This window comes from Providencia sp. PROV202 (genome assembly GCF_028479565.1).
Classification (GTDB): domain Bacteria; phylum Pseudomonadota; class Gammaproteobacteria; order Enterobacterales; family Enterobacteriaceae; genus Providencia; species Providencia zhijiangensis.
The window spans coordinates 110576-131312 of record NZ_JAMPNV010000001.1 but is presented as its reverse complement, the minus strand read 5'-3'; the positions used below and the strand labels follow the sequence as shown (position 1 = coordinate 131312).

14 protein-coding genes are annotated in these 20737 nt (G+C 42.0%); 8 read left to right on the top strand and 6 right to left on the bottom strand.

The features are described from left to right. Nucleotides 1-208: 208 nt before the first annotated feature. Nucleotides 209-4108 carry an ATP-dependent RNA helicase HrpA gene (gene hrpA / locus PR799_RS00580; RefSeq protein WP_272521007.1) on the top strand — a complete coding sequence of 1300 codons (3900 nt, stop codon included), beginning with the start codon at nt 209-211 and terminating at the stop codon, nt 4106-4108. A 242-nt stretch (nt 4109-4350) separates the two neighbouring features. Here the strand turns inward: hrpA and PR799_RS00575 are convergent, their stop codons facing one another. From PR799_RS00575 to ydgH, 3 genes are all read right to left on the bottom strand, one after another. Continuing rightward, on the bottom strand, nt 4351-4590 hold the full coding sequence (locus tag PR799_RS00575; RefSeq protein WP_272521006.1) for a hypothetical protein: 240 nt from the start codon (nt 4588-4590) through the stop codon (nt 4351-4353). A gap of 155 nt (nt 4591-4745) precedes the next feature. Further along, on the bottom strand, nt 4746-6137 hold the full coding sequence (locus tag PR799_RS00570; RefSeq protein WP_154626820.1) for an amino acid permease: 1392 nt from the start codon (nt 6135-6137) through the stop codon (nt 4746-4748). A 319-nt stretch (nt 6138-6456) separates the two neighbouring features. Beyond that, on the bottom strand, nt 6457-7407 hold the full coding sequence (ydgH, locus tag PR799_RS00565; protein WP_036948148.1) for a DUF1471 family protein YdgH: 951 nt from the start codon (nt 7405-7407) through the stop codon (nt 6457-6459). 388 nt (nt 7408-7795) lie between these two features. On the opposite strand from ydgH, the gene pntA reads away from it, so the two are divergent. Then, nucleotides 7796-9325 (top strand): Re/Si-specific NAD(P)(+) transhydrogenase subunit alpha, encoded by a 1530-nt coding sequence (gene pntA, locus PR799_RS00560; RefSeq protein ID WP_272521005.1) that lies wholly within the window; start codon nt 7796-7798, stop codon nt 9323-9325. Between the two features lie 13 nt (nt 9326-9338). Beyond that, nucleotides 9339-10727, top strand: a complete 1389-nt coding sequence (pntB, locus tag PR799_RS00555) for a Re/Si-specific NAD(P)(+) transhydrogenase subunit beta (RefSeq protein ID WP_036948336.1) — start codon at nt 9339-9341, stop codon at nt 10725-10727. Nucleotides 10728-10914: 187 nt separating this feature from the next. Here the strand turns inward: pntB and uspE are convergent, their stop codons facing one another. Together uspE and PR799_RS00545 are read right to left on the bottom strand one after the other, a co-directional pair. Further along, the gene (uspE, locus tag PR799_RS00550; RefSeq protein ID WP_132495897.1) at nt 10915-11859 is read right to left on the bottom strand and encodes a universal stress protein UspE; all 945 of its coding nucleotides are present in this window, start codon (nt 11857-11859) and stop codon (nt 10915-10917) included. Nucleotides 11860-11985: 126 nt separating this feature from the next. Then, complete coding sequence (locus PR799_RS00545; RefSeq protein ID WP_006659880.1) at nt 11986-12741, bottom strand: FNR family transcription factor; 756 nt, start codon at nt 12739-12741, stop codon at nt 11986-11988. Nucleotides 12742-13083: 342 nt separating this feature from the next. Here PR799_RS00545 and PR799_RS00540 point away from each other — a divergent pair, with 342 nt between their 5' ends. From PR799_RS00540 to PR799_RS00520, 5 genes are all read left to right on the top strand, one after another. Then, nucleotides 13084-14094: an NAD(P)H-quinone oxidoreductase gene (locus PR799_RS00540; protein ID WP_272521004.1), complete on the top strand. Its 1011-nt coding sequence runs from the start codon at nt 13084-13086 to the stop codon at nt 14092-14094. A 402-nt stretch (nt 14095-14496) separates the two neighbouring features. Continuing rightward, complete coding sequence (locus PR799_RS00535) at nt 14497-16437, top strand: pyridoxal phosphate-dependent decarboxylase family protein (RefSeq protein WP_272521003.1); 1941 nt, start codon at nt 14497-14499, stop codon at nt 16435-16437. Nucleotides 16438-16519: 82 nt separating this feature from the next. Further along, a complete protein-coding gene (tyrP, locus tag PR799_RS00530; protein WP_272521034.1) occupies nt 16520-17668 on the top strand; it encodes a tyrosine transporter TyrP in 1149 nt (382 codons plus the stop codon). Nucleotides 17669-17974: 306 nt separating this feature from the next. Next, the gene (locus PR799_RS00525) at nt 17975-18478 is read left to right on the top strand and encodes a PadR family transcriptional regulator (protein ID WP_272521002.1); all 504 of its coding nucleotides are present in this window, start codon (nt 17975-17977) and stop codon (nt 18476-18478) included. A 1-nt stretch (nt 18479) separates the two neighbouring features. Continuing rightward, complete coding sequence (locus tag PR799_RS00520; protein WP_272521001.1) at nt 18480-18734, top strand: DEAD/DEAH box helicase; 255 nt, start codon at nt 18480-18482, stop codon at nt 18732-18734. A gap of 191 nt (nt 18735-18925) precedes the next feature. On the opposite strand, the gene PR799_RS00515 is transcribed toward PR799_RS00520, so the two are convergent. Next, the gene (locus tag PR799_RS00515; protein WP_272521000.1) at nt 18926-20671 is read right to left on the bottom strand and encodes an ABC-F family ATP-binding cassette domain-containing protein; all 1746 of its coding nucleotides are present in this window, start codon (nt 20669-20671) and stop codon (nt 18926-18928) included. Nucleotides 20672-20737 lie beyond the last annotated feature (66 nt).

The following is a 20737-nucleotide window of genomic DNA, read 5'->3' as shown; positions in this document are numbered from 1 at the left end:
CTCATGTGTCTATCTCATCAGATAATGATGATACTCGGTATATGGCAGATTAATAGGAAGAAATTTAGAAGCCATACTTCAAAAAAACTGATGGTATTTGTATGAGATAACTAAAATCATAAAACAAACCTAAATATTATCTTTAGCCACCACATGATTATAGGTTGATGAGTGGCGTTATAATGAATTGAAAAATAAGGATTTAAGAATGGATCCCATTCTATCAGCATTACATGCTGACATTGAACAAACATCACTGCGTGATCAGTGGCAATTGAAGAAGCGCCTTCACGGTATTGCAAAAATACAAGATCAAAAATCCCGTATGGCAGTTATCGATGTCATCAAAGGGGATATTGAAAAGGCAAAACAGAAGGTTGAGAAAAAACGCCTGAATATGCCGAAAATTGTTTACCCTGAAAACTTACCCGTTAGCCAAAGGAAACAAGCTATTTTTGATGCGATTAATCAGCATCAAGTAGTGATCATCGCGGGTGAAACAGGGTCAGGTAAAACCACGCAGATCCCTAAGATTTGCTTAGAGCTTGGCCGTGGCGTGAAGGGCTTTATTGGTCATACTCAGCCAAGGCGATTAGCGGCTCGCTCAGTAGCTTCACGCCTTGCACAAGAATTAGAGTGCGAATTAGGAACCAATGTCGGTTATAAAGTTCGCTTTAGTGACCAAGTGAGTGATATCACCCAAGTTAAATTAATGACGGATGGTATTTTGCTGGCAGAATTGCAAAATGATAAATTGCTGCTGCAATACGACACAATCATTATCGATGAAGCCCATGAACGCAGTTTAAATATTGATTTTATTTTAGGGTATTTACGGCAATTATTGCCTAAGCGACCTGATTTAAAAGTCATTATTACATCAGCGACGATTGATCCAGAACGATTCTCTCGACACTTTGGTCATGCGCCAATTGTTGAAGTTTCAGGGCGGACATACCCGGTTGAAGTGCGTTATCGCCCAATTATGGGGGATGATAATGACAGTGAACGCGACCAAATTGACGGTATCATCGATGCGGTTAATGAGTTAGGACGCGAAAGTGCCGGCGATATTCTGATTTTTATGAGTGGTGAGCGTGAAATTCGTGATACCGCCGATGCGCTATCCAAGCTACAACTGCGTCATACGGAAGTCCTACCGCTATTTGCTCGGTTATCTAACAGTGAGCAAAACCGAATTTTCCATCCTCATGGTGGCCGCCGAATTATCCTTGCCACTAACGTAGCAGAAACTTCGCTGACGGTTCCGGGGATCAAGTATGTGATTGATACGGGTTATGCGCGTATCAGCCGTTATAGTTATCGCACCAAGGTACAACGCTTACCTGTTGAAGCGATTTCGCAAGCCTCTGCTAATCAGCGTAAAGGGCGCTGTGGTCGTGTTTCGGACGGTATCTGTATCCGCTTGTATTCTGAAGAAGATTTCTTATCTCGACCGGAGTTTACCGATCCTGAAATCCTGAGAACCAACTTGGCGTCGGTCATTTTACAGATGACCTCAATCGGGCTTGGGGATATCGCGGCATTTCCATTCGTTGAAGCACCGGATAAGCGCAATATTCAAGATGGTGTCAAATTACTGGAAGAGCTTGGTGGGATCCAACCTCATAAAGATGCAGATAAAGGTTATCGATTAACCGATATCGGACGCCAGTTAGCACAATTACCCGTTGACCCGCGTTTAGCGCGAATGGTGATTGAAGCCAGAAAGTATGGCGCGGTACGCGAAACAATGGTGATCGTTTCGGCATTATCGATTCAAGACCCCCGAGAAAGACCGCTGGATAAGCAGCAAGCTTCTGATGAAAAACATCGACGTTTCCATGATAAGCAATCGGATTTTCTGGCATTTTTAAATCTGTGGGACTATTTAAAGCAACAGCAAGAGGAATTATCTAACGCACAATTTAGAAAAATGTGTCGTCAGGATTTCCTTAACTATTTGCGAATTCGCGAGTGGCAAGATCTCTACACTCAGTTACGCCAAGTCGTGAAAGAGCAAGGGTTTGCAATCAACAGTGCACCGGCAGATTTTCGCAGTATTCATGTCTCGCTATTGGCAGGATTGCTCTCGCATATCGGCCAGAAAGATGCTGAAAAACACGAGTTTACGGGAGCGAGGAATGCACGATTTACTATATTCCCAGGCTCAGGTTTATTCAAAAAACCACCGAAGTGGGCAATGGTCGCTGAACTGGTTGAAACATCAAAGTTGTGGGGTCGGATTGCGGCTTCCATTGATCCTGAATGGATTGAACCGCTAGCTGAACATTTGGTAAAACACCACTATAGCGAGCCCCATTGGTCAAAATCAGAAGGTGCTGTGACAGCATCGGAAAAAGTAACTTTATATGGGTTGCCGATTGTTGCTTCACGCCAAGTTAATTATGGTTCGATTGATCCATTATTATGTCGTGAATTATTTATCCGTCATGCGCTGGTGGAAGGCGACTGGAATACCCGTCACGCTTTCTTTCGAGCTAACCTAAAACTGTTATCAGAAGTGGAAGATTTGGAACACAAATCACGCCGTCGTGACATTTTAGTGGATGATGAAACGTTATTTGCGTTTTATGACCAGCGTATCCCGAATGATGTGATTTCCTCTCGCCATTTTGATAAATGGTGGAAAACCGCATCAAAACAGCAACCTGATTTGCTCAGTTTTGAAAAAAACATGCTGATCAAAGAAGATGCAGGGAATGTCTCGGCGCTTGATTACCCGAATTATTGGTATCAAGGCGATCTCAAATTCCGTTTAAGCTACCAGTTTGAACCCGGTACTGACGCTGATGGCGTCACCGTTCATATCCCATTAGCCATTTTGAATCAGGTACAAAATGTGGGCTTTGACTGGCAAGTACCGGGTTTACGCCACGAATTAATCGTTGCATTAATCAAATCATTGCCTAAACCTATTCGTCGGAACTTTGTGCCTGCGCCAAATTATGCTTCTGCATTTTTGGAGCGAGTTCCAACTCCTGAAGGTAGTGTATTAGATAAGCTAGAACGTGAACTGCGTCGAATGACGGGAGTAACGGTAGAGCGAGAGGCTTGGCAATTAGACCAACTTCCAGTGCATTTAAAAATGACCTATCGAGTGGTGAATGACAAAAATAAAACCATCGCGGAAGGGCAAGATCTGGATGCCTTAAAAGATAGCCTTAAGGAAAAAGTGCAAGAAACACTGTCCGAAGTTGTGGATGATGGAATTGAACAAAGTGGCTTGCATATTTGGAGTTTCGGCGAGTTACCACAACGTTATGAACAAAAACGGGGAGGATATTCAGTTAAAGCTTATCCTGCATTAGTGGATGAAAAGAACAGTGTAGGGATCCGTGTTTTTGAAACTGAATTCGAGCAACAGCAAGCAATGTGGGGCGGAATTCGTCGATTATTACTGTTAAATATTCCTTCGCCTATCAAATACTTGCATGAAAAGCTACCGAATAAATCCAAATTGGGGCTCTATTTTAACCCTTATGGCAAGGTGCTTGAGCTTATTGATGATTGTATCGCGTGCGGTATTGATCAGCTGATTGCAACCTATGGCGGTGCGGTGTGGACAGAAGAGCAATTCGAATCATTAAAAGAGTACGCGAGAGCAGAATTGAATGATGTGGTTGTGAATATCGCTAAGCAAGTTGAACAGATCTTAACGGCGGTGTTTGCTATCAATAAACGATTGAAAGGTCGCGTTGATTTTTCGATGGCGCTCGCATTGTCTGATCTCAAAGCGCAAATGTCTGGGTTGGTATTTAAAGGTTTTGTGACAGAGCAGGGCTGGAAGCGATTACCGGATATTTTGCGCTACTTAAACGGTATTGAACGCCGATTAGAAAAGTTAGCCATCGATCCAAATCGTGACCGCGCTCAGATGAGCAAAGTTGAACACGTTCAAACCATGTGGCAGCAGTGGGTGAGTAAACTAACGCCACTGCAAAAGCAGTTACCAGAAGTACAGGAAGTTCGCTGGATGATTGAAGAGTTGCGAGTGAGTTTGTTTGCTCAACAACTCGGGACACCATATCCGATTTCGGATAAACGGATAATTCAAACCATGGAAAGTTTAACGCAGCAACTGTAGTTTGGGGTTGATAGTGTTAGGCTGATGATAATTTATTGGCTAATAAGATAATTAATGCGCGATGTGGCAACTGTACCACTCGCGTATTTTTTTTGTGAGATTGATTGCGGGTAAGCTTTACTACTTATATTTAACTCTTTTTTAGTTACAACATACTAATGAATTTGTACTATTTCTGCATTAGCAACTGAGTTGTCCGCAATATATCGCAATATATTTAGCAAGCTAGCGCTGTTTGGGATTTATCGCTCAATAGCTTGTTCTATTTGCTGCTGAGTTGCTAATTTAAATTGAGAGCCTTCGATACGATCTTGCGCTTTAATTTGAGGTAATTTTTGCTGAAAGGGACTTGGTGGCTGAGTAGGGAATGATTGGGTTACAGTGGCTATATTTTGTGCCATTGAATGTGCCGTTTCTGACGATAATTGAATGAAAGCAGGGAAATCAGCAAATGTGACTGTACGCAGTGAGGTTACGTGCATTTGAGTTTCCTTATTGGTGAATAGTCATTCAAAAACTACATCACAAAAAAGAATGAAAATTGTAAAAAACGTGGGGGTTGAGCAGGGGGAAATAAAGATAATAAAAAACGAGCTAAATTCAATGGGTTAAATTTAGCTCATTAATAAAGAGTGGATTACGCTAACAGGGAATATAAAGCTGGTACTGAGGCTATCGCAATCCCAAATGCTAAAATTTTCTCAATTAACTTCAATGGCGCTTTTGCTGTTTGTTGTGAACGAGCATACAGAAAAATAATGATCCCTGGTGCATAAAGTACCACAGAGAGCATCAAGTTAATCAATCCTGACGCGTACAATAGCCATAATCCATAGACAGCGGCAACAAAACCAACCGCGAGCAGGGCTTTGCTATGGCGTTGATAAGCAACTTTTACTAAGAAGGCACCGACTAAAAAGTAAGGAACCAAAATCATCTCTGAAGCGATAGTTAGCAGGGTATTGTAATTACTGCCACTTAACCAAATCAGCACTAAAGATAATTGAACTGCACCATTGGTGAACCATAACGAAGAAGATGGCGCATCATTCTTATTTAATTTATTGAAAATTTTAGGGAATGATTGGTATTGTGCGGCAATATACGGAACTTCAGCCGCCATAATTGTCCAGCTCAAATAGGCACCACAAACAGAGATAATCAAACCAGCTGCAATAATGATGTCACCACTAGAGCCAATTAAAGAAACCATTAATGTTGCCATCGACGGGTTTTTAATCTCAGCCAGATCGGCTCGAGGCATGATCCCAAGTGATAAAAGCGTGACAAGAATGTAGATAATTAATGCGGAGCTTACCGCAAAAATAGTGGCTAGACCGACATCTCGGCGGTTTTTCGCGCGAGCGGAGACGACGACAGCACCTTCAATACCAATAAAGACCCACAAAGTAATCAGCATGGTGTCTTTAACTTGCTCCCAAACGGGAATACCAAGGTCAATGCCGCTAAAATCGGCATCAAAAATATCGAGCTTGAAGGCAAAGAATGCGAGTACGATAAATAACCCAAGAGGGACTAATTTAGCCATCGTGGCGAGCTTGTTGATCCCCGCAGCTGTTTGCACACCGCGAAGAACTAAATAATGCACAACCCACAGTAAGATAGATTCACCGATTAGAGCTTGCCAAGTATTTCCATCGCCAAACACAATGTTATCCGGCGTGTCAGTAAAGAAGCTGATCGCAGCAAAAACAATGACTAAATAAGAAACGTTGGCGACAACAGCACACAACCAATAGCCCCATGCAGAGCAAAAACCAATAAACTCACCGAATCCTACTTTTGCATAAGTAAATATTCCACCATCCAGATCAGGACGAATTCTGGAAAGGAATAAAAGAGAGAATGCAAGAAATAAGATCCCGACGCCCGTGATGGACCAGCCGATAATTAATGCTAATGGGCTTGCCACTTCAGCCATATTCTGCGGAAGGCTAAATACACCAGCACCAACCATTGAGCTAAGAACTAGCGCGGTGAGTGCAGTAAGGCTTAATGTATTTTTCAATGTATATCCTGGTTGTTGTGCAATCAAAAGTTAAAATCACGTTAAGATAGCAATGCTATAAATGGATTCACTGTCACAGCTTTTAAATCCAGTTGGATCGCCTGCTAAATTAGAGTGTGGATTCTACGAATGAAATGCGACAGATGCAATGGGAAAATATGCACAGAACAAGATGTTTTATTCACTTTCGTTGTTTATGGCAAATAGGCACACATTTTATAAACTGCTCACTCGAGGTTATAAAAAAGTATGGCAGCGCAAACAAAAAAAGCCAGCTTGATATTTAAGCTGGCTTTCATAACAAAACAGAGCTATCTAATTATTTGAACAGGTCTGCACTGATGGTGACGCTGCCACCATTCGACTGCCATTCACGAGTGATATGGTAGTATTTTGCACCTTTAGCTTCTGCACGCTTGGCGATTTGATAACGAACTTCAGGGGTATTGGTGTAATAACCGGAGAAGGTAATAGAATCAAATGGAACCATCATGGCTGCGGCTGTTTTGTTCACTTCTTCAATAACATAGCCACTTGGTAATGTCACGCTAGTACGACCTGGTTGACTTGAGGAAGTTTCGAAGAAACGGCCAACAGCTTCGGTTGGTTCTTCAGAACTTGCAACGCCCGGGATCAGAACTTTATCAGCAGCTTCACCACCTTGCGCTAACAGCGCACGACCCGCTTCTGAATCAGCAGGAACAACCGCTTCTTCTTTTTGAATTTGGCGCTTAGGTGCATCTTTCTTATAGATATATGCGGTTGCTAAAGTATTACCACCGTCATTCATGGCTACGTTACGAACCACATAAAATGAGGCTGCATCTTTTTCTTTGGCTTTTTTCGCAATTGCTTCGTATAAGTCAGGTTCAGATGGGTAGAAACCACTTACTGTGACAGCATCAAAAGGCTGATACACTTTTGCGTCCGCTTTAGACATTTCTTCAACGCCACCGAAAACTCGGCGAGCAGATTCTTCACGTTTTGATGCATCTTTTGCGTACACATCAGCAACAACACGCATGTTGCCACTGTCACCTATATCATCAAGGCTTTGAATGTAAAAGGCATAAGCCCCCATCTTATCAGCCCTACGGGAAACTGCATCGGATGCTTCATAGATAGCATTAAAACGCCCAGTGACGGTTATACGCTCATAAGGTTGTAATTCAGTAGCCTGTTTTGGCGTTAATTCAACAGCCGCCTGTGTAGCGGTTATACTAGTTAATGATAGCACCGCGGCTGCGATGACCGTAGTTTTCAGCTTCATACAAAATCCTTCCGCCTTGCGCAATTTATTATAAACATGCTGAATAAATAGTGGTAACACATGGCGGTGATTATTACACGTAACTGCCCATGTTGTCGCACTATTTTATTTTAATAAGACACAAATAATGATTGACTAGTCAAATTTACCAGTTTTTTTAAAGTATCCAGTATTTTATTGACCTAAAACTAAGATTTCCACGGTGAATTCCATTTACTGTCTTAGAATCGTGATCAATTATGGATCAATAAGGCTAATTTCAGTAGGTTATTAGGACATTTTACAGCTGTTCAACGACAAAATAGGACTTTTCCTTTTGATAAGGCAGTCATTTTTTTGGCGAATAACCTACAACATAGATTACTTCGAGCTTTGAAAAGGGAATATTATGCGAATTGGTATACCAAGAGAACGACTTGCCAATGAAGCGCGTGTTGCCGCGACACCATCAACAATTACCCAATTGTTAAAATTGGGTTTTTCGGTGTGTGTCGAGCAAAATGCGGGACATTTAGCAAGTTTTGATGATGCAGCTTATGAGCAAGCTGGTGCAGAAATTGTCGACCGTGAGAGCGCATTTTCTGCAGATATTGTGTTTAAAGTGAATGCACCATTGTCGGACGAAATACCTTTATTAAAAGAAGGGGCGACTTTAGTCAGCTTTATTTGGCCGGCGCAGAATCCTGAGTTAATGGAGGCACTAAAAGCCCGTAATATCAACGTAATGGCAATGGATGCAGTGCCGCGTATTTCTCGGGCACAATCACTCGATGCATTAAGTTCAATGGCAAATATCGCCGGTTACCGCGCGATTGTGGAAGCAGCTCATGAATTTGGGCGATTCTTCACCGGTCAAATTACTGCTGCAGGTAAAGTACCGCCAGCAAAAGTGATGATCATCGGTGCGGGTGTGGCGGGCCTGGCTGCGATCGGTGCGGCAGGTAGCTTAGGCGCGATTGTTCGAGCATTTGATACCCGCCCAGAAGTGAAAGAGCAAGTTCAAAGTATGGGTGCCGAGTTCCTCGAATTGGATTTTAAAGAGGATGCAGGTAGCGGTGATGGTTACGCGAAAGTGATGTCTGAAGCCTTTATTAAGGCAGAAATGGCGCTATTTGCTGCGCAAGCAAAAGACGTGGATATTATTGTAACGACAGCGCTTATTCCGGGTAAACCAGCACCGAAATTGATCACCAAAGAGATGGTCGAATCAATGAAGCCGGGCAGTGTGGTGGTTGACCTTGCCGCACAAACGGGTGGTAACTGCGAGTTGACTCAAGCGGATAAATTAGTTGTCACTGAGAATGGTGTCAAAATCATTGGTTACACCGATTTACCAAGCCGTTTACCAACGCAATCGTCTCAGCTATATGGGACCAACCTTGTTAACTTGATGAAGCTGTTGTGCAAAGAAAAAGATGGCGAAATCACGATTGATTTTGATGATTTAGTCATTCGCGGCGTTACTGTTATCAAGCAAGGTGAAATTACTTGGCCAGCACCGCCAATTCAAGTTTCAGCTCAGCCACAAGCGAAGCCGAAAGCCGTTGAAAAGGTGAAAACGCCAGAGAAAAAAATGTCACCGGTAACCAAGATGGCACTGATGGCACTGGCTATCATCCTGTTTGGATGGTTCGCCAACTCAGCTCCAGCTGAGTTTTTATCGCACTTTACCGTCTTTGCGCTGGCTTGTGTGGTGGGATACTACGTGGTGTGGAACGTCACCCATGCGCTGCATACCCCGTTGATGTCGGTCACTAACGCCATCTCAGGGATTATTGTTGTTGGTGCATTGCTGCAAATTGGCAGTGGTGGCTGGGTAAGTTTCTTATCCTTTATTGCGATCTTGATCGCAAGCATCAATATTTTCGGTGGGTTCACAGTAACTCAACGCATGTTAAAAATGTTTCGTAAGGGATAAGGGGTAACTTATGTTGTCAAGTGGAGTTGTGACAGCAGCCTACATCGTTGCTGCTATCCTATTTATTTTCAGCCTCGCGGGGCTATCTCGCCATGAAAGTTCTCAACGCGGGAACACATACGGCATTATCGGTATGGGGATTGCCCTGATTGCCACCATTTTGGGGCCTCATAGCGCCAATGTGGGTTGGATGATTGTGGCAATGGTGATCGGTGCCGTGATTGGTATTCGTTTAGCCAAAAAAGTTGAAATGACCGAAATGCCTGAGCTGGTTGCTATTTTGCACAGTTTTGTGGGTTTAGCAGCGGTACTTGTGGGCTTCAACAGCTTTATTGCAAGTGAAGGTCACGCCAGCAGCGTGATGGAAAATATTCATTTAACGGAAGTTTTCTTGGGTATTTTTATCGGTGCGGTCACGTTTACAGGCTCAATTGTGGCTTATGGCAAACTGTCAGGAAAAATGTCATCTAAGCCGATGATGTTACCAAATCGCCATAAATTAAACCTTGCGGCCTTAGTCGTTTCATTTATTTTGCTGGTTATTTTCGTTAAAACTGACAGCGTTGGCCTGCAAGTTTTCGTGATGCTAATCATGACTGCGATTGCATTAGCCTTCGGTTGGCATTTAGTTGCCTCTATCGGCGGTGCAGATATGCCAGTGGTGGTTTCCATGCTGAACTCATATTCAGGATGGGCAGCGGCAGCGGCAGGTTTTATGCTCAGTAATGACTTACTGATCGTAACAGGGGCTTTAGTTGGTTCATCGGGTGCTATCCTTTCTTATATTATGTGTAAAGCGATGAACCGTTCGTTTATCAGTGTTATTGCTGGCGGGTTTGGTACTGATGGTTCATCAACTGGCTCTGAAGAAGAGATGGGCGAATACCGCGAAACCACAGCAGAAGAAGTCGCTGAAATGTTGAAAAACTCAACCTCAGTGATCATCACTCCAGGCTATGGTTTGGCGGTGGCTCAAGCGCAGTATCCGGTGCATGATATTACGGCAAAACTGCGTGAACGTGGCATCAATGTTCGCTTCGGTATTCACCCAGTTGCAGGGCGCTTACCGGGGCACATGAACGTACTGTTAGCAGAAGCGAAAGTTCCTTATGACATCGTATTAGAAATGGATGAAATCAATGATGATTTCGCCGAAACAGATACGGTGCTGGTTATCGGTGCGAATGATACCGTGAATCCAGCGGCGCAAGAAGATCCAAACAGCCCAATTGCGGGTATGCCTGTGTTAGAAGTTTGGAAAGCGAATAATGTCGTTGTGTTTAAACGCTCAATGAATACAGGGTATGCAGGGGTACAAAACCCACTGTTCTTTAAAGAAAACACTCAAATGTTATTTGGTGATGCGAAAGCCAGCGTGGATGCAATTTTAAAAGCGCTGTAATTACTTATCATTGACGATATAAAATAAAACGCCCTGAATTCAGGGCGTTTTTATATCTGAATATTTTCTTTTTTATTATTAATCGAATTATGAGTAATTGTGAATGACCACTAAGAAGATAATGGTAAAAAGCTCACAAATATACCCATTTATGAGCTTCTAAACTTGATAGTTATCGCCAATTTAATTAATCATCCGCGGCACTAATAGGGCATACAAAGCCATCAGGTTTAATCGCTAATAAATCGCATTTTAGCTTATCAATAACATGTTCCGCCGTATTTCCTAAGAACGCAGCAGAAAGCCCAGTACGACCTAATATGCCGAGAACCACGACACCCGCATGTAGTTCCTCACACATGTCAGGAATGATTTTTTCAGGTAGCCCTTCACGAACATGGGTGTATTTCTCATCAATTGCAAACTTTTGCCGTAGGCTCTTCATGGCTATCAGATGCTGGCCGCGTAGGGCATTGTTATACAAGCTTGGGTCAAAATCAGGCAGTTCAATGGCAATGTTCATTGGTGCAATTGGGTAAGCGCTGACTAAATGAATTTCCTGCTCTTTAATGATCCTTCGTGCGAGATCTTGGGTTTTCTCAACCAACTTGATATTTAGGTCATCATGGTAAGATTCTTCATTAGAAAGATTCACCGCAACCACTACGGAGCCGTGATCTGGCCAAACTTTATCTTTCACCATCCAAACAGGGCACGGGCATTTTCTTAATAAATGCCAGTCTAGTGGGGTAAAAATGATGGACTCTAAGTTGTCAGTTTGGTGCGCCATTTTCAGTAGTAGGTCATGTTGACCGCTAATTACTTCCTGAATGATGGCTTCATAAGGCTTGTTGTGCCAAATGACTTTAATTTCTATCTCAATACCCGCTTCTAAATAAAAATGGGCTTGTTGCTTGATCCACGCGGCTTTTTGGCTGATCACTCCTTTGCGCATTGCATTGCGTTCCTCAGGAGAAAGCAGGGTAGTCATGTCATAAGATAGGTCATAGATAGGCAGGAAGGCTTTTATCCGTCCGCCATTACGCTGTACGATATAAACTGCACGCCTTAATGCCGGTTGATCATCCTGATTTGGGTCGATTGCAACTAAAAGATTTTTATAGTTAGCCATGCTGACATCCTCTCAATAAACGGATAGTTCCATCACTCTAAACTATGTTATTGGGGATAAATACGCAAGAAATGTGATTAAAAAGTAACAACGGATCACAAAGTTTGTGACCCGTTTATAGGAATATTAGCAAGAAACGGGGGATACTTTACCAGCGATATCAGTTAGTTTTGCCATATCGTCGATGGTAATATATTTACCTTTAACGCTGAGCATACCGCTTTTTTGGAAGCGACCTAACAGACGGCTAATTGTCTCAACGGTTAAGCCAAGGTAATTACCAATATCACCACGAGTCATGGTGAGTCTGAATTCTCTTGGTGAGAAACCACGCTCAGCAAAACGATGAGATAGATTAAGAATAAATGCAGCTAAACGCTCTTCCGCATTTTTCTTAGATAATAAGAGGATCATTTCTTGGTCCCCTTTAATTTCACCGCTCATCAGGCGCATAATTTGTTGGCGCAGGTTAGGCATTTTGCCAGATAAATCGTCTAGCGTTTCAAATGGAATTTCACAAACCATTGAAGTTTCTAGCGCTTGAGCAAAACTTGGGTGCTGTGTATGAATAATGGCATCAAAACCAACGAGGTCGCCCGCTAAGTGGAAACCTGTGATTTGCTCATCGCCTTCTTCAGTAATCGTGTAGCTTTTAATTGTGCCAGAGCGAATAGCGTATAAAGAACGTAATTCATCGCCTGCTTTAAATAAAGCTTGGCCTTTTTGAATAGGTTTTTTACGTTCGATAATATTATCGAGTTGATCCAGTTCGTGTTCATTCAGTGTAAAAGGAATGCACAACTGACTAATACTGCAATCCTGGCAATGAATAGCACAACCACCAGACTGGATGCGACGAACAACTCTTTTTTCTGGGATCATATTAAATGCTCAATCAGGTTAAAATTATTGATATGAGTCAATTTTAGCATAAGATAATTGAACAGGTAAGGGCTATATAAGACAGAAACGAGTTATTAAATAAAAAAGCAAAGAATGCTAAATTTACTAATCTAATAGATTCAGCAGATCATGCTAATTTACAGGATATTAGCAATTGCATAATTTGACCTATATTAAATACATAAATTTAATATATAAAAAGAGGGATAAAAAACATAGTAAAAACATGTTTTATTTTACATAGTTTATTAGCATTAAATTAACACAAGAATAAACAGAAAAATATCATTTTTTCCTATTAACCTATAAAAAGAGGTCATAATGAGTAACAATTTGATGTCGTTGCCCCCATTAATGACAGCTGTCGACATTATTGATCCAAGTGTTTCGGATGAACTGCAGCTAATAGAGATTCCGCTCCCTAAACTCCTTCCTGGCCATTTAATCGTTAAAGTAGAAGCGGCAGGTGTTAACCGCCCTGATATTTTTCAACGTAAAGGATCATACCCACCACCGCCAGATGCATCGCCAATCATGGGACTTGAGGTATCGGGTACCGTTGTTGCTAAAGCCGATGATGTGACGCAATGGACGATAGGTGACCGTATTTGTGCGCTTGTGGCAGGTGGTGGTTACGCCGAGTACTGCCTAGTGCACCAAGATATCGCTTTGTCATTAGGAAATTTATCCTTTGAAGAAGGGGCGGCTATCCCAGAGAACTTTTTTACTGTTTGGGCGAATATGTTCCAGATTGGGCAGTTGAAACAAGGGGATACAGTACTTATTCATGGTGGTACCTCGGGTATTGGTAGTACTGCTATCCAGCTCGCAAAAGCATTTGGTGCCAAGGTGATAACGACGGTTGGCTCAGAAGATAAAGCGATAGCAGCGAAATCACTCGGTGCGGATTGTGTGATTAATTACCGAACAGACGATTTTGTGAAAGTCACTCAGGAATATACAAATCATCATGGTGTGAATATGGTCGTTGATATTATTGGCGGTGATTATGTCAGCAAAAATTACGTGGTAGCCGCAAAATTTGGACGGATCATCCAAATTGGCATGATGAAAGGAAACCCAACTCAGCTGAACATGATGCCATTGATGGTAAAACGTTTAATTCATACAGGATCAACAATGCGCTCTCGAAGTAATGAAGAGAAAGCGCAAATCGCTAAAGAGCTGCATCAGCAAGTTTGGGGAATGCTACAGAGCGGTAAGATAAAGCCAATTATTAACAAAATATACACATTGTGTCAGGTGGAAAGCGCACATCACCATATGGAATCAGGGGATTTGATTGGTAAAATTATTTTAGTAAACAGTTAGCTACGAATTAACTATTTTTTAATGTTTATATTATTAGATAATAATTACGTATGTTATTATTTTCTATTTATAACAAATAATTTACATTATCAAGTCTTTTAAGCGTAAATATCTCTTTACAGATAATTAATTTTTGAATTTTTGTGTCTGTCCACAAATCCGAACAAAATTAAGATGAGTTTGTTAATGTTTTAATGAAGATGAATTATATCTATAGGCAAGTTGGCTCATTAACGGCTTGTCTACTACTGAATATAGGTTAAGGATATAAGTCTAGTCATATCATTAACAAGTTGTCATTCGACACAGACATCCCCCCGTTATTGCACTTTCCAATGATAATAAGTTGAGTAACTTAATGCAGCTGGTGCCAGCCAGCTGTAGTTTGAAGGTGTAGTGATAATGAATAATTTTAAAAATAAAAACATGAACGTCGATGCATTGTTCCTCGGACCTAAATCTGAAAATGCGGTATTTTTTAGAGAAATGATGGAATACGCAGTGACTGAGCATATGCATTGGCGTTCTGGTTATCATCCCGAAGATCCCGATTTAATTACTACCGTCGATAGATATGCACCGGAATATCGGGATACGTTATATCGCACTGAAGGTATCCTTAATCAGCTTTCCTCGAAGTTGAAAACTACGTCAGTGCCTTGGTTTTCACCGCGTTACATGGGGCATATGAACGCGGATACGCTGATGATCTCCAATCTCGCGTATGTCATGGCAATGATGTACAACCCAAATAACTGCGCACAAGAATCTTCGCCAACGACGACGGTATTAGAAATCGAAGCGGGGTTAGATTTATGCGGTATGTTTGGGTATGACGTACAAAAATCTTGGGGGCACATTACCTCTGGTGGCACAGTGGCTAACTATGAAGGGTTATGGGTCGCGAGAAACATTAAAACCTTACCTTTAGCCATGGCATCCCATCCTCAAGCCAAACAACTTTTAACGGATATTTCAGAGACCGCATTACTGAATATGCGAACTAGTGATGTACTGGATCTGATTGATGAGTTGAAAAAGCAAGGATTGTTTGAAGAGATCCGTAATCTGACTTGCCGAGGAACTGGTGTTGAACAAGGTAAACTCGGTAAATTATTAGTGCCGCAATCCAAGCATTATTCGTGGATGAAAGCGATGGATATCTTAGGGTTAGGGCAGCAAAATATTGTTCAACTTCCCGTGGATAAACGTTATCGCACGGATGTTTCGCAAATGCGTGACATTGTTTTCTCACTGATTGAAAAGGGCGAGCCTATTCTTGCAGTGGTGGCTGTTGTCGGGACCACTGAAACAGGTGCTATTGATAACGTCGCTGAAGTCATCAAATTACGCGAAGAATGTGAACAACGCTTTGGCGTTTCATTCTATGTGCATATTGATGCTGCGTATGCAGGTTATGCCTGTGCGATGTTCCGTGATGAAAACAATCAATTCCTTGAATATGATGCACTTATTGAACGTTACCATAACGAAGGTGTTTTCCCGTCAGATATCGTTTGGCCAAAGCCCGATGTTTATCAAAGCTTCCGCGCTTTAAACCAAGCTGATTCCATTACAGTCGATCCGCATAAAGTCGGTTTTATCCCTTATGCAGCTGGGGCGATTTGCATGAAGGACAAACGCATTGTCGATTTGATTTCCTATCATGCAGCCTATGTGTTTGAAGAAGTGAAAGAAAGTAGCCGTAAAACCGATAAACAACAGAATGTATTACTGGGTTCATCGATTATGGAAGGCTCAAAAGCAGGTGCGACGGCAGCGGCAGTATGGGCTGCACATCGGTTAGTTCCGCTGAACTTATTGGGGTATGGCAAAGTCATCGCAGCAGGGGTGACAACCGCTAATTGGATGATTGAGAAAATCAATGCCAGCGAGCCGTTTACCATTGATGGGCGTGAGTTTACGTTGGCGGCGATGCCTGCACCGGATTTCCACATGATCAACTTTATGTTCAGGGAGACGGGCAATACCTCATTAGAGAAGCAAAACCAGTTAAATAAACGTTTGTATGAACTTTGCTCTTATGCGGCAGGACGTACTTATGCAAATGACTTTTTAACCTCGTCTACATCACTAACCCATGAAGAATACGGTGATAATCCTCAGAATCTGTGTCTAGAGGCGAATTTCAAGGAAGAGGAATGGCATAAAGTCCACTCAATTTATGTATTAAGGGCCGCAATTATGACCCATTGCCTGCGTGATAAACAGCACTTCGAAAGCTACTGGAATGAATTAAGAAACATCTTTGAAGACAAACTACAACAGCTCATTGATGAAGAAAATAAACGTAATCATTCCATTCAAAAAGTTAGTGTTTAATTAATTTTGTTAGGATCTCAATATGAAAAATCGCACACTTGGTAGTGTTTTTATTGTTGCAGGTACTACGATCGGCGCTGGAATGTTGGCGATGCCAATTGCAGCGGGAAGTAACGGGTTTTCAGTGAGTTTAGTGATGTTGTTTGGGTTGTGGGCGCTAATGTGCTACACCGCATTATTGTTGGTTGAGGTTTACCAACATGAATCTCATGAAACGGGGATAGGTAGTGTTGCTCAGCGCTATTTAGGCTCTGGTGGGAAGTTCATTACTGGTTTCAGTATGATGTTTTTAATGTATGCCTTAACCGCCGCGTATGTGACAGGCGCAGGGCAAATTATTACTTCAAACCTGAAAGGCAGTTTTGCCATTGAAATGGCAGATTGGATGGGGATTGTCATCTTTACCATTATCGGTGGTGGGGTGGTTTGCTTTGGTACCTCGTCCGTCGATTTTATTAACCGCATCTTATTTACTGCCAAGATTGTGTTTTTAGTGATCATTCTTGCGATGATGTTCCCGCATGTTGAACAAGTGAACTTGCTCTCTTCACCAACAGAAAAAATCCTGATCCTCGCAGCTATCCCTGTCTTCTTTACATCATTTGGTTTCCACGGAAGTGTACCAAGTGTCGTGAAATATATGGGCGGTGATGTCAAAAAACTGCGAATTATCTTTATCTTAGGAAGTGCGATTCCGTTAGTTGCCTATATTTTATGGCAAATCGCTACGCTGGGCAGCATTGGTACAAGTACCTTTGTGGGGATTTTAGCTGAAAACTCAGGGTTAAATGGATTGCTTGAAGCCATTAAAGCAGTTGCGCAGTCAGGTAAAACTGAACTCGTCGCTCAAATGTTTATGAGCTTAGCATTAGCCACATCATTCCTTGGGGTTGCGTTAGGCTTGTTTGACTTCTTAGCAGACTTGTTTAAGCGCCAGGATAACGCTTCAGGGCGTATTCAAACGGGGTTAATTACCTTTTTACCACCGCTGGTTTTTGCCTTGTTTTATCCGAAAGGCTTCGTGATGGCATTAGGCTATGCGGCAATAGCGCTGTCTATCTTAGCGTTATTACTGCCAAGTGCGATGGCTCTGAAATCACGAGATGTTAACCCTCGTAAGTATCAAGTACTCGGTGGCAAGCCTGCATTATTGATTGTATTCCTGTGTGGTATTGCGGTTATTGGTATCCAGCTCGGTATTGTTTTCAAAGTTCTGCCTGATATTGGCTAACACTAACGAGTTATTGTTTTGATTTAGAAAGCCAGTTCTCTCGCAGAACTGGCTTTTTTCATTTACGAAGATCACTAAAAACACTTTTTGTACGCGAAGACGCCAATTTTTTCGTTATCATAATGATAATGGTTATCATTAGCACGTAATGATAAAAACAGATATATCTAATTCTGGCATTATTCAGAAAACCGATTATGATATTAGATATATCGGTTTTTAATTTTTGCACATTCACTGAGAGATCAAATGGACAATCCCAAAACCCTCTATACATGTCTATGCGAGGGTAAAAGTGTTCGGCGCATGTTTAATCCAAAACAACTGCGTATTTATATTTTGCATTTACTCGTAGATGGTGCGAATTATGGTTATGAACTGATAAAAAAAATTAGTGAAGGAACGGCTGGATTTTATTGTCCAAGCCCTGGCGTGATTTATCCGACACTGACATTGTTGGAAGAGGTGGGTTTTATTTCAACCAGTAAAGAAACAGGCAAAGGGCGTAAATGCTTTGCCATTACGCCGGAAGGTCGCTGTTTTTTACTATTAAAGGCAGAAATTCTTGCTGAAGTGAAAATGAAGCTAAATTATGCACAAGAACTGAAAGCCGGAAATCAATTTGCCAATGAAATTGAGTTAGCGGTTGATAAATTCAAGTCATTACTCAGACACAAAATTGTTTTACAACAGTTATCGAAACAAGAATCCGCCCAAGTGGTCAACATTATCAATCAAGCTGTGAAGCGCATTGAACAAGTGAATGCGGCGCTATTAATTTCAGAAGAGAACGTAGTAGAAGGAAAATAACATGGCAAAAACCCGTCATATTATCCAAGTTAAAGAGCAAATTCATATGAAAGAAACCATGCAGCCAGAACAAGTGATGCAGCCAGAACAAGTGATGCAGCCAGAACAAGTGATGCAGCCGGAAGAAAATAAGCAAATTGAGCCAAAAGAAAAACCGGCAGATTCTGCGCCGAAGAGTAAGGTGAAATTTAAAGAGGTAGTTTGCCCAAGTGTGCCGATGTCATACTTTAAGCGAGCAAAAAAACAGAAATATTAAGTTGAGTTTCATGTAACACAGAGTGGCAAAACAGTTATTCATAAAATGAGAGTAAATAGGGTGATTGGTCTCCATTTCACCGATAAAGATTTGCGTTACTTTATTAATAATTATTTTGTCACGGTATTATTTTGTCATTGAAGTAATGAAAAAGCCCCTAGTGCGCGTTGGCAGCTAGGGGCTTTATTATTTTAGATCTCGAGCATAGTTTGAATTCGCTTCATTTCCTCAATCCACTGCTGCTGAAGTAAAGGCTTCTGATGTGCAACTTTACGTTGTTTATCGGCTGCCAACTTTTCCTCCAATTCCAACAGTTGTTCAAGAAGGTCATCTTCATGAGAATGAGCAATGGCCTCGGGTATATTTTCAGAAATCAAACGGGTCTGATTCTTTTCTAATTCGTCCTCTGATAAGGCTGATTGGCTCTCTATCTTTAGGTAAATTTCCTCAAGACTCAGATACTCCTCCAAGCGATTATTGTGAATATACCAATAACGCTGGCAACTATTCTCAATTAACCATTTATCATGGCTAACCACCAATAGCGCCCCTTCGAATTGGGATATTTGCTCACTCAATGCTTCCTTACCTTCAAGGTCAAGGTGGTTTGTTGGTTCATCCAGCAAAATTAACGCGTATTGCGCCAAACTGAGCCCAATAAATAACAAACGCGCGCGTTCGCCACCACTTAACGTTGCCACTTTTTGCTGATGGCGAGAATAGACAAAACCTGCACTGATCAGCGCCATTTTTCGTTGTTCATCGGTGAGAGGGGCAAAATGCCGCAATGCATCGATTAAACTATCGTGATCATTCAATTGTTCTAACTGCTGATCGTAATAACCCACTGAAATCGTTGGGTGAAACTTTAACTGAGTTTCATAACGCAAATCCGCGAGGTATTGCTGCCAAATCAAACGCAATAACGTGGATTTTCCGCAACCATTGGCGCCCATAATGGCAATTCGGTCACCGCTTTTCACTTGCGAAAAGGGGACTGAAAACAGAAATTGTCCGTCCGGCGTGGTGACTTGAGTATTATCCAACTCAAGCACTCGATCGGCAGGAATCGCTTTGCCGTTCAGCAACAATTGCCATTGATAGCCTTCAGTGAGGTCTGTTTGATCCTCTTTTAAACGATCTATTTGCTTTTCCATCTGCTTCGCTTTTCGGGCAAGCCCTTCATTATCATAAACTTTACCCCAAATGGCTAACCGCTTGGCACTTGAAGCAATACGGTCAATTTCCTTTTGCTCGGCGTTAAAGCGATGCTCATCGGCGCGGTCGGTTTCTGCTAATGCTTGGCGTGCTTGGCTGCATGGAAGCCGATAAAAATGCAGAGTTTTATCTCGTAAAATCCACGTACTGTTTGTCACCTTATCCAACAAGGATTGGTCATGAGAAACCAACACAAAGCTACCTTTCCAGCTTTGAAGGAAATTCCCTAACCAAATAAGGGTAGGTAAATCCAGATGGTTACTCGGTTCATCTAACAACAATAAATCAGGCTGGCTGATTAACGCGCGTCCTAACAGTAAACGCGTATGCTGACCCCCACTAATGGCATTTGCTGATTGCTCCCACTGATGAGGTGCAAATCCCAATTCCGTTAATAGCACTTCTGCTCGCCAACGTTCGGAAAGATGTTCTTGTGTAGGCAGTTTTTGCAGTAGCGCATTTATCAAGGTTAACGGGGCGACTTCCGCAGGAAGATGCTGCTCGATATATGCCGTAACACAATGATTAGCATAGGTAATTTGCCCGCTATTTGGTGATAACTGGGAAGTTAACAGCTTTAATAAGGTACTTTTGCCGCTACCATTGTGGCCAATCAGACCAATACGGTCACCTTGCAGTAAAGTGAAGCTGATATCAGACAGTAATGAGGTGGTGGATGTATCGTAGTTTAATGATTTTACAGATAATAATGTGCTCATAGCTTACTCAAATTCTAGGCGTAAAAACGCCGGGTATCGTCGATACGACAACCCAGTAAGCTGAGA

What these genes read in the sequence shown, in the direction of transcription:
- pntA (WP_272521005.1), top strand. Translation starts at nt 7,796, where the DNA reads ATGCGAATTGGTATACCAAGAGAACGACTTGCCAATGAAGCGCGTGTT.
- PR799_RS00540 (WP_272521004.1), top strand. Translation starts at nt 13,084, where the DNA reads ATGAGTAACAATTTGATGTCGTTGCCCCCATTAATGACAGCTGTCGAC.
- PR799_RS00520 (WP_272521001.1), top strand. Translation starts at nt 18,480, where the DNA reads ATGGCAAAAACCCGTCATATTATCCAAGTTAAAGAGCAAATTCATATG.
- uspE (WP_132495897.1), bottom strand. Translation starts at nt 11,859, where the DNA reads ATGGCTAACTATAAAAATCTTTTAGTTGCAATCGACCCAAATCAGGAT.
- PR799_RS00575 (WP_272521006.1), bottom strand. Translation starts at nt 4,590, where the DNA reads ATGCACGTAACCTCACTGCGTACAGTCACATTTGCTGATTTCCCTGCT.
- PR799_RS00545 (WP_006659880.1), bottom strand. Translation starts at nt 12,741, where the DNA reads ATGATCCCAGAAAAAAGAGTTGTTCGTCGCATCCAGTCTGGTGGTTGT.
- PR799_RS00525 (WP_272521002.1), top strand. Translation starts at nt 17,975, where the DNA reads ATGTTTAATCCAAAACAACTGCGTATTTATATTTTGCATTTACTCGTA.
- PR799_RS00535 (WP_272521003.1), top strand. Translation starts at nt 14,497, where the DNA reads ATGAATAATTTTAAAAATAAAAACATGAACGTCGATGCATTGTTCCTC.
- ydgH (WP_036948148.1), bottom strand. Translation starts at nt 7,407, where the DNA reads ATGAAGCTGAAAACTACGGTCATCGCAGCCGCGGTGCTATCATTAACT.
- PR799_RS00515 (WP_272521000.1), bottom strand. Translation starts at nt 20,671, where the DNA reads ATGAGCACATTATTATCTGTAAAATCATTAAACTACGATACATCCACC.
- tyrP (WP_272521034.1), top strand. Translation starts at nt 16,520, where the DNA reads ATGTTGGCGATGCCAATTGCAGCGGGAAGTAACGGGTTTTCAGTGAGT.
- hrpA (WP_272521007.1), top strand. Translation starts at nt 209, where the DNA reads ATGGATCCCATTCTATCAGCATTACATGCTGACATTGAACAAACATCA.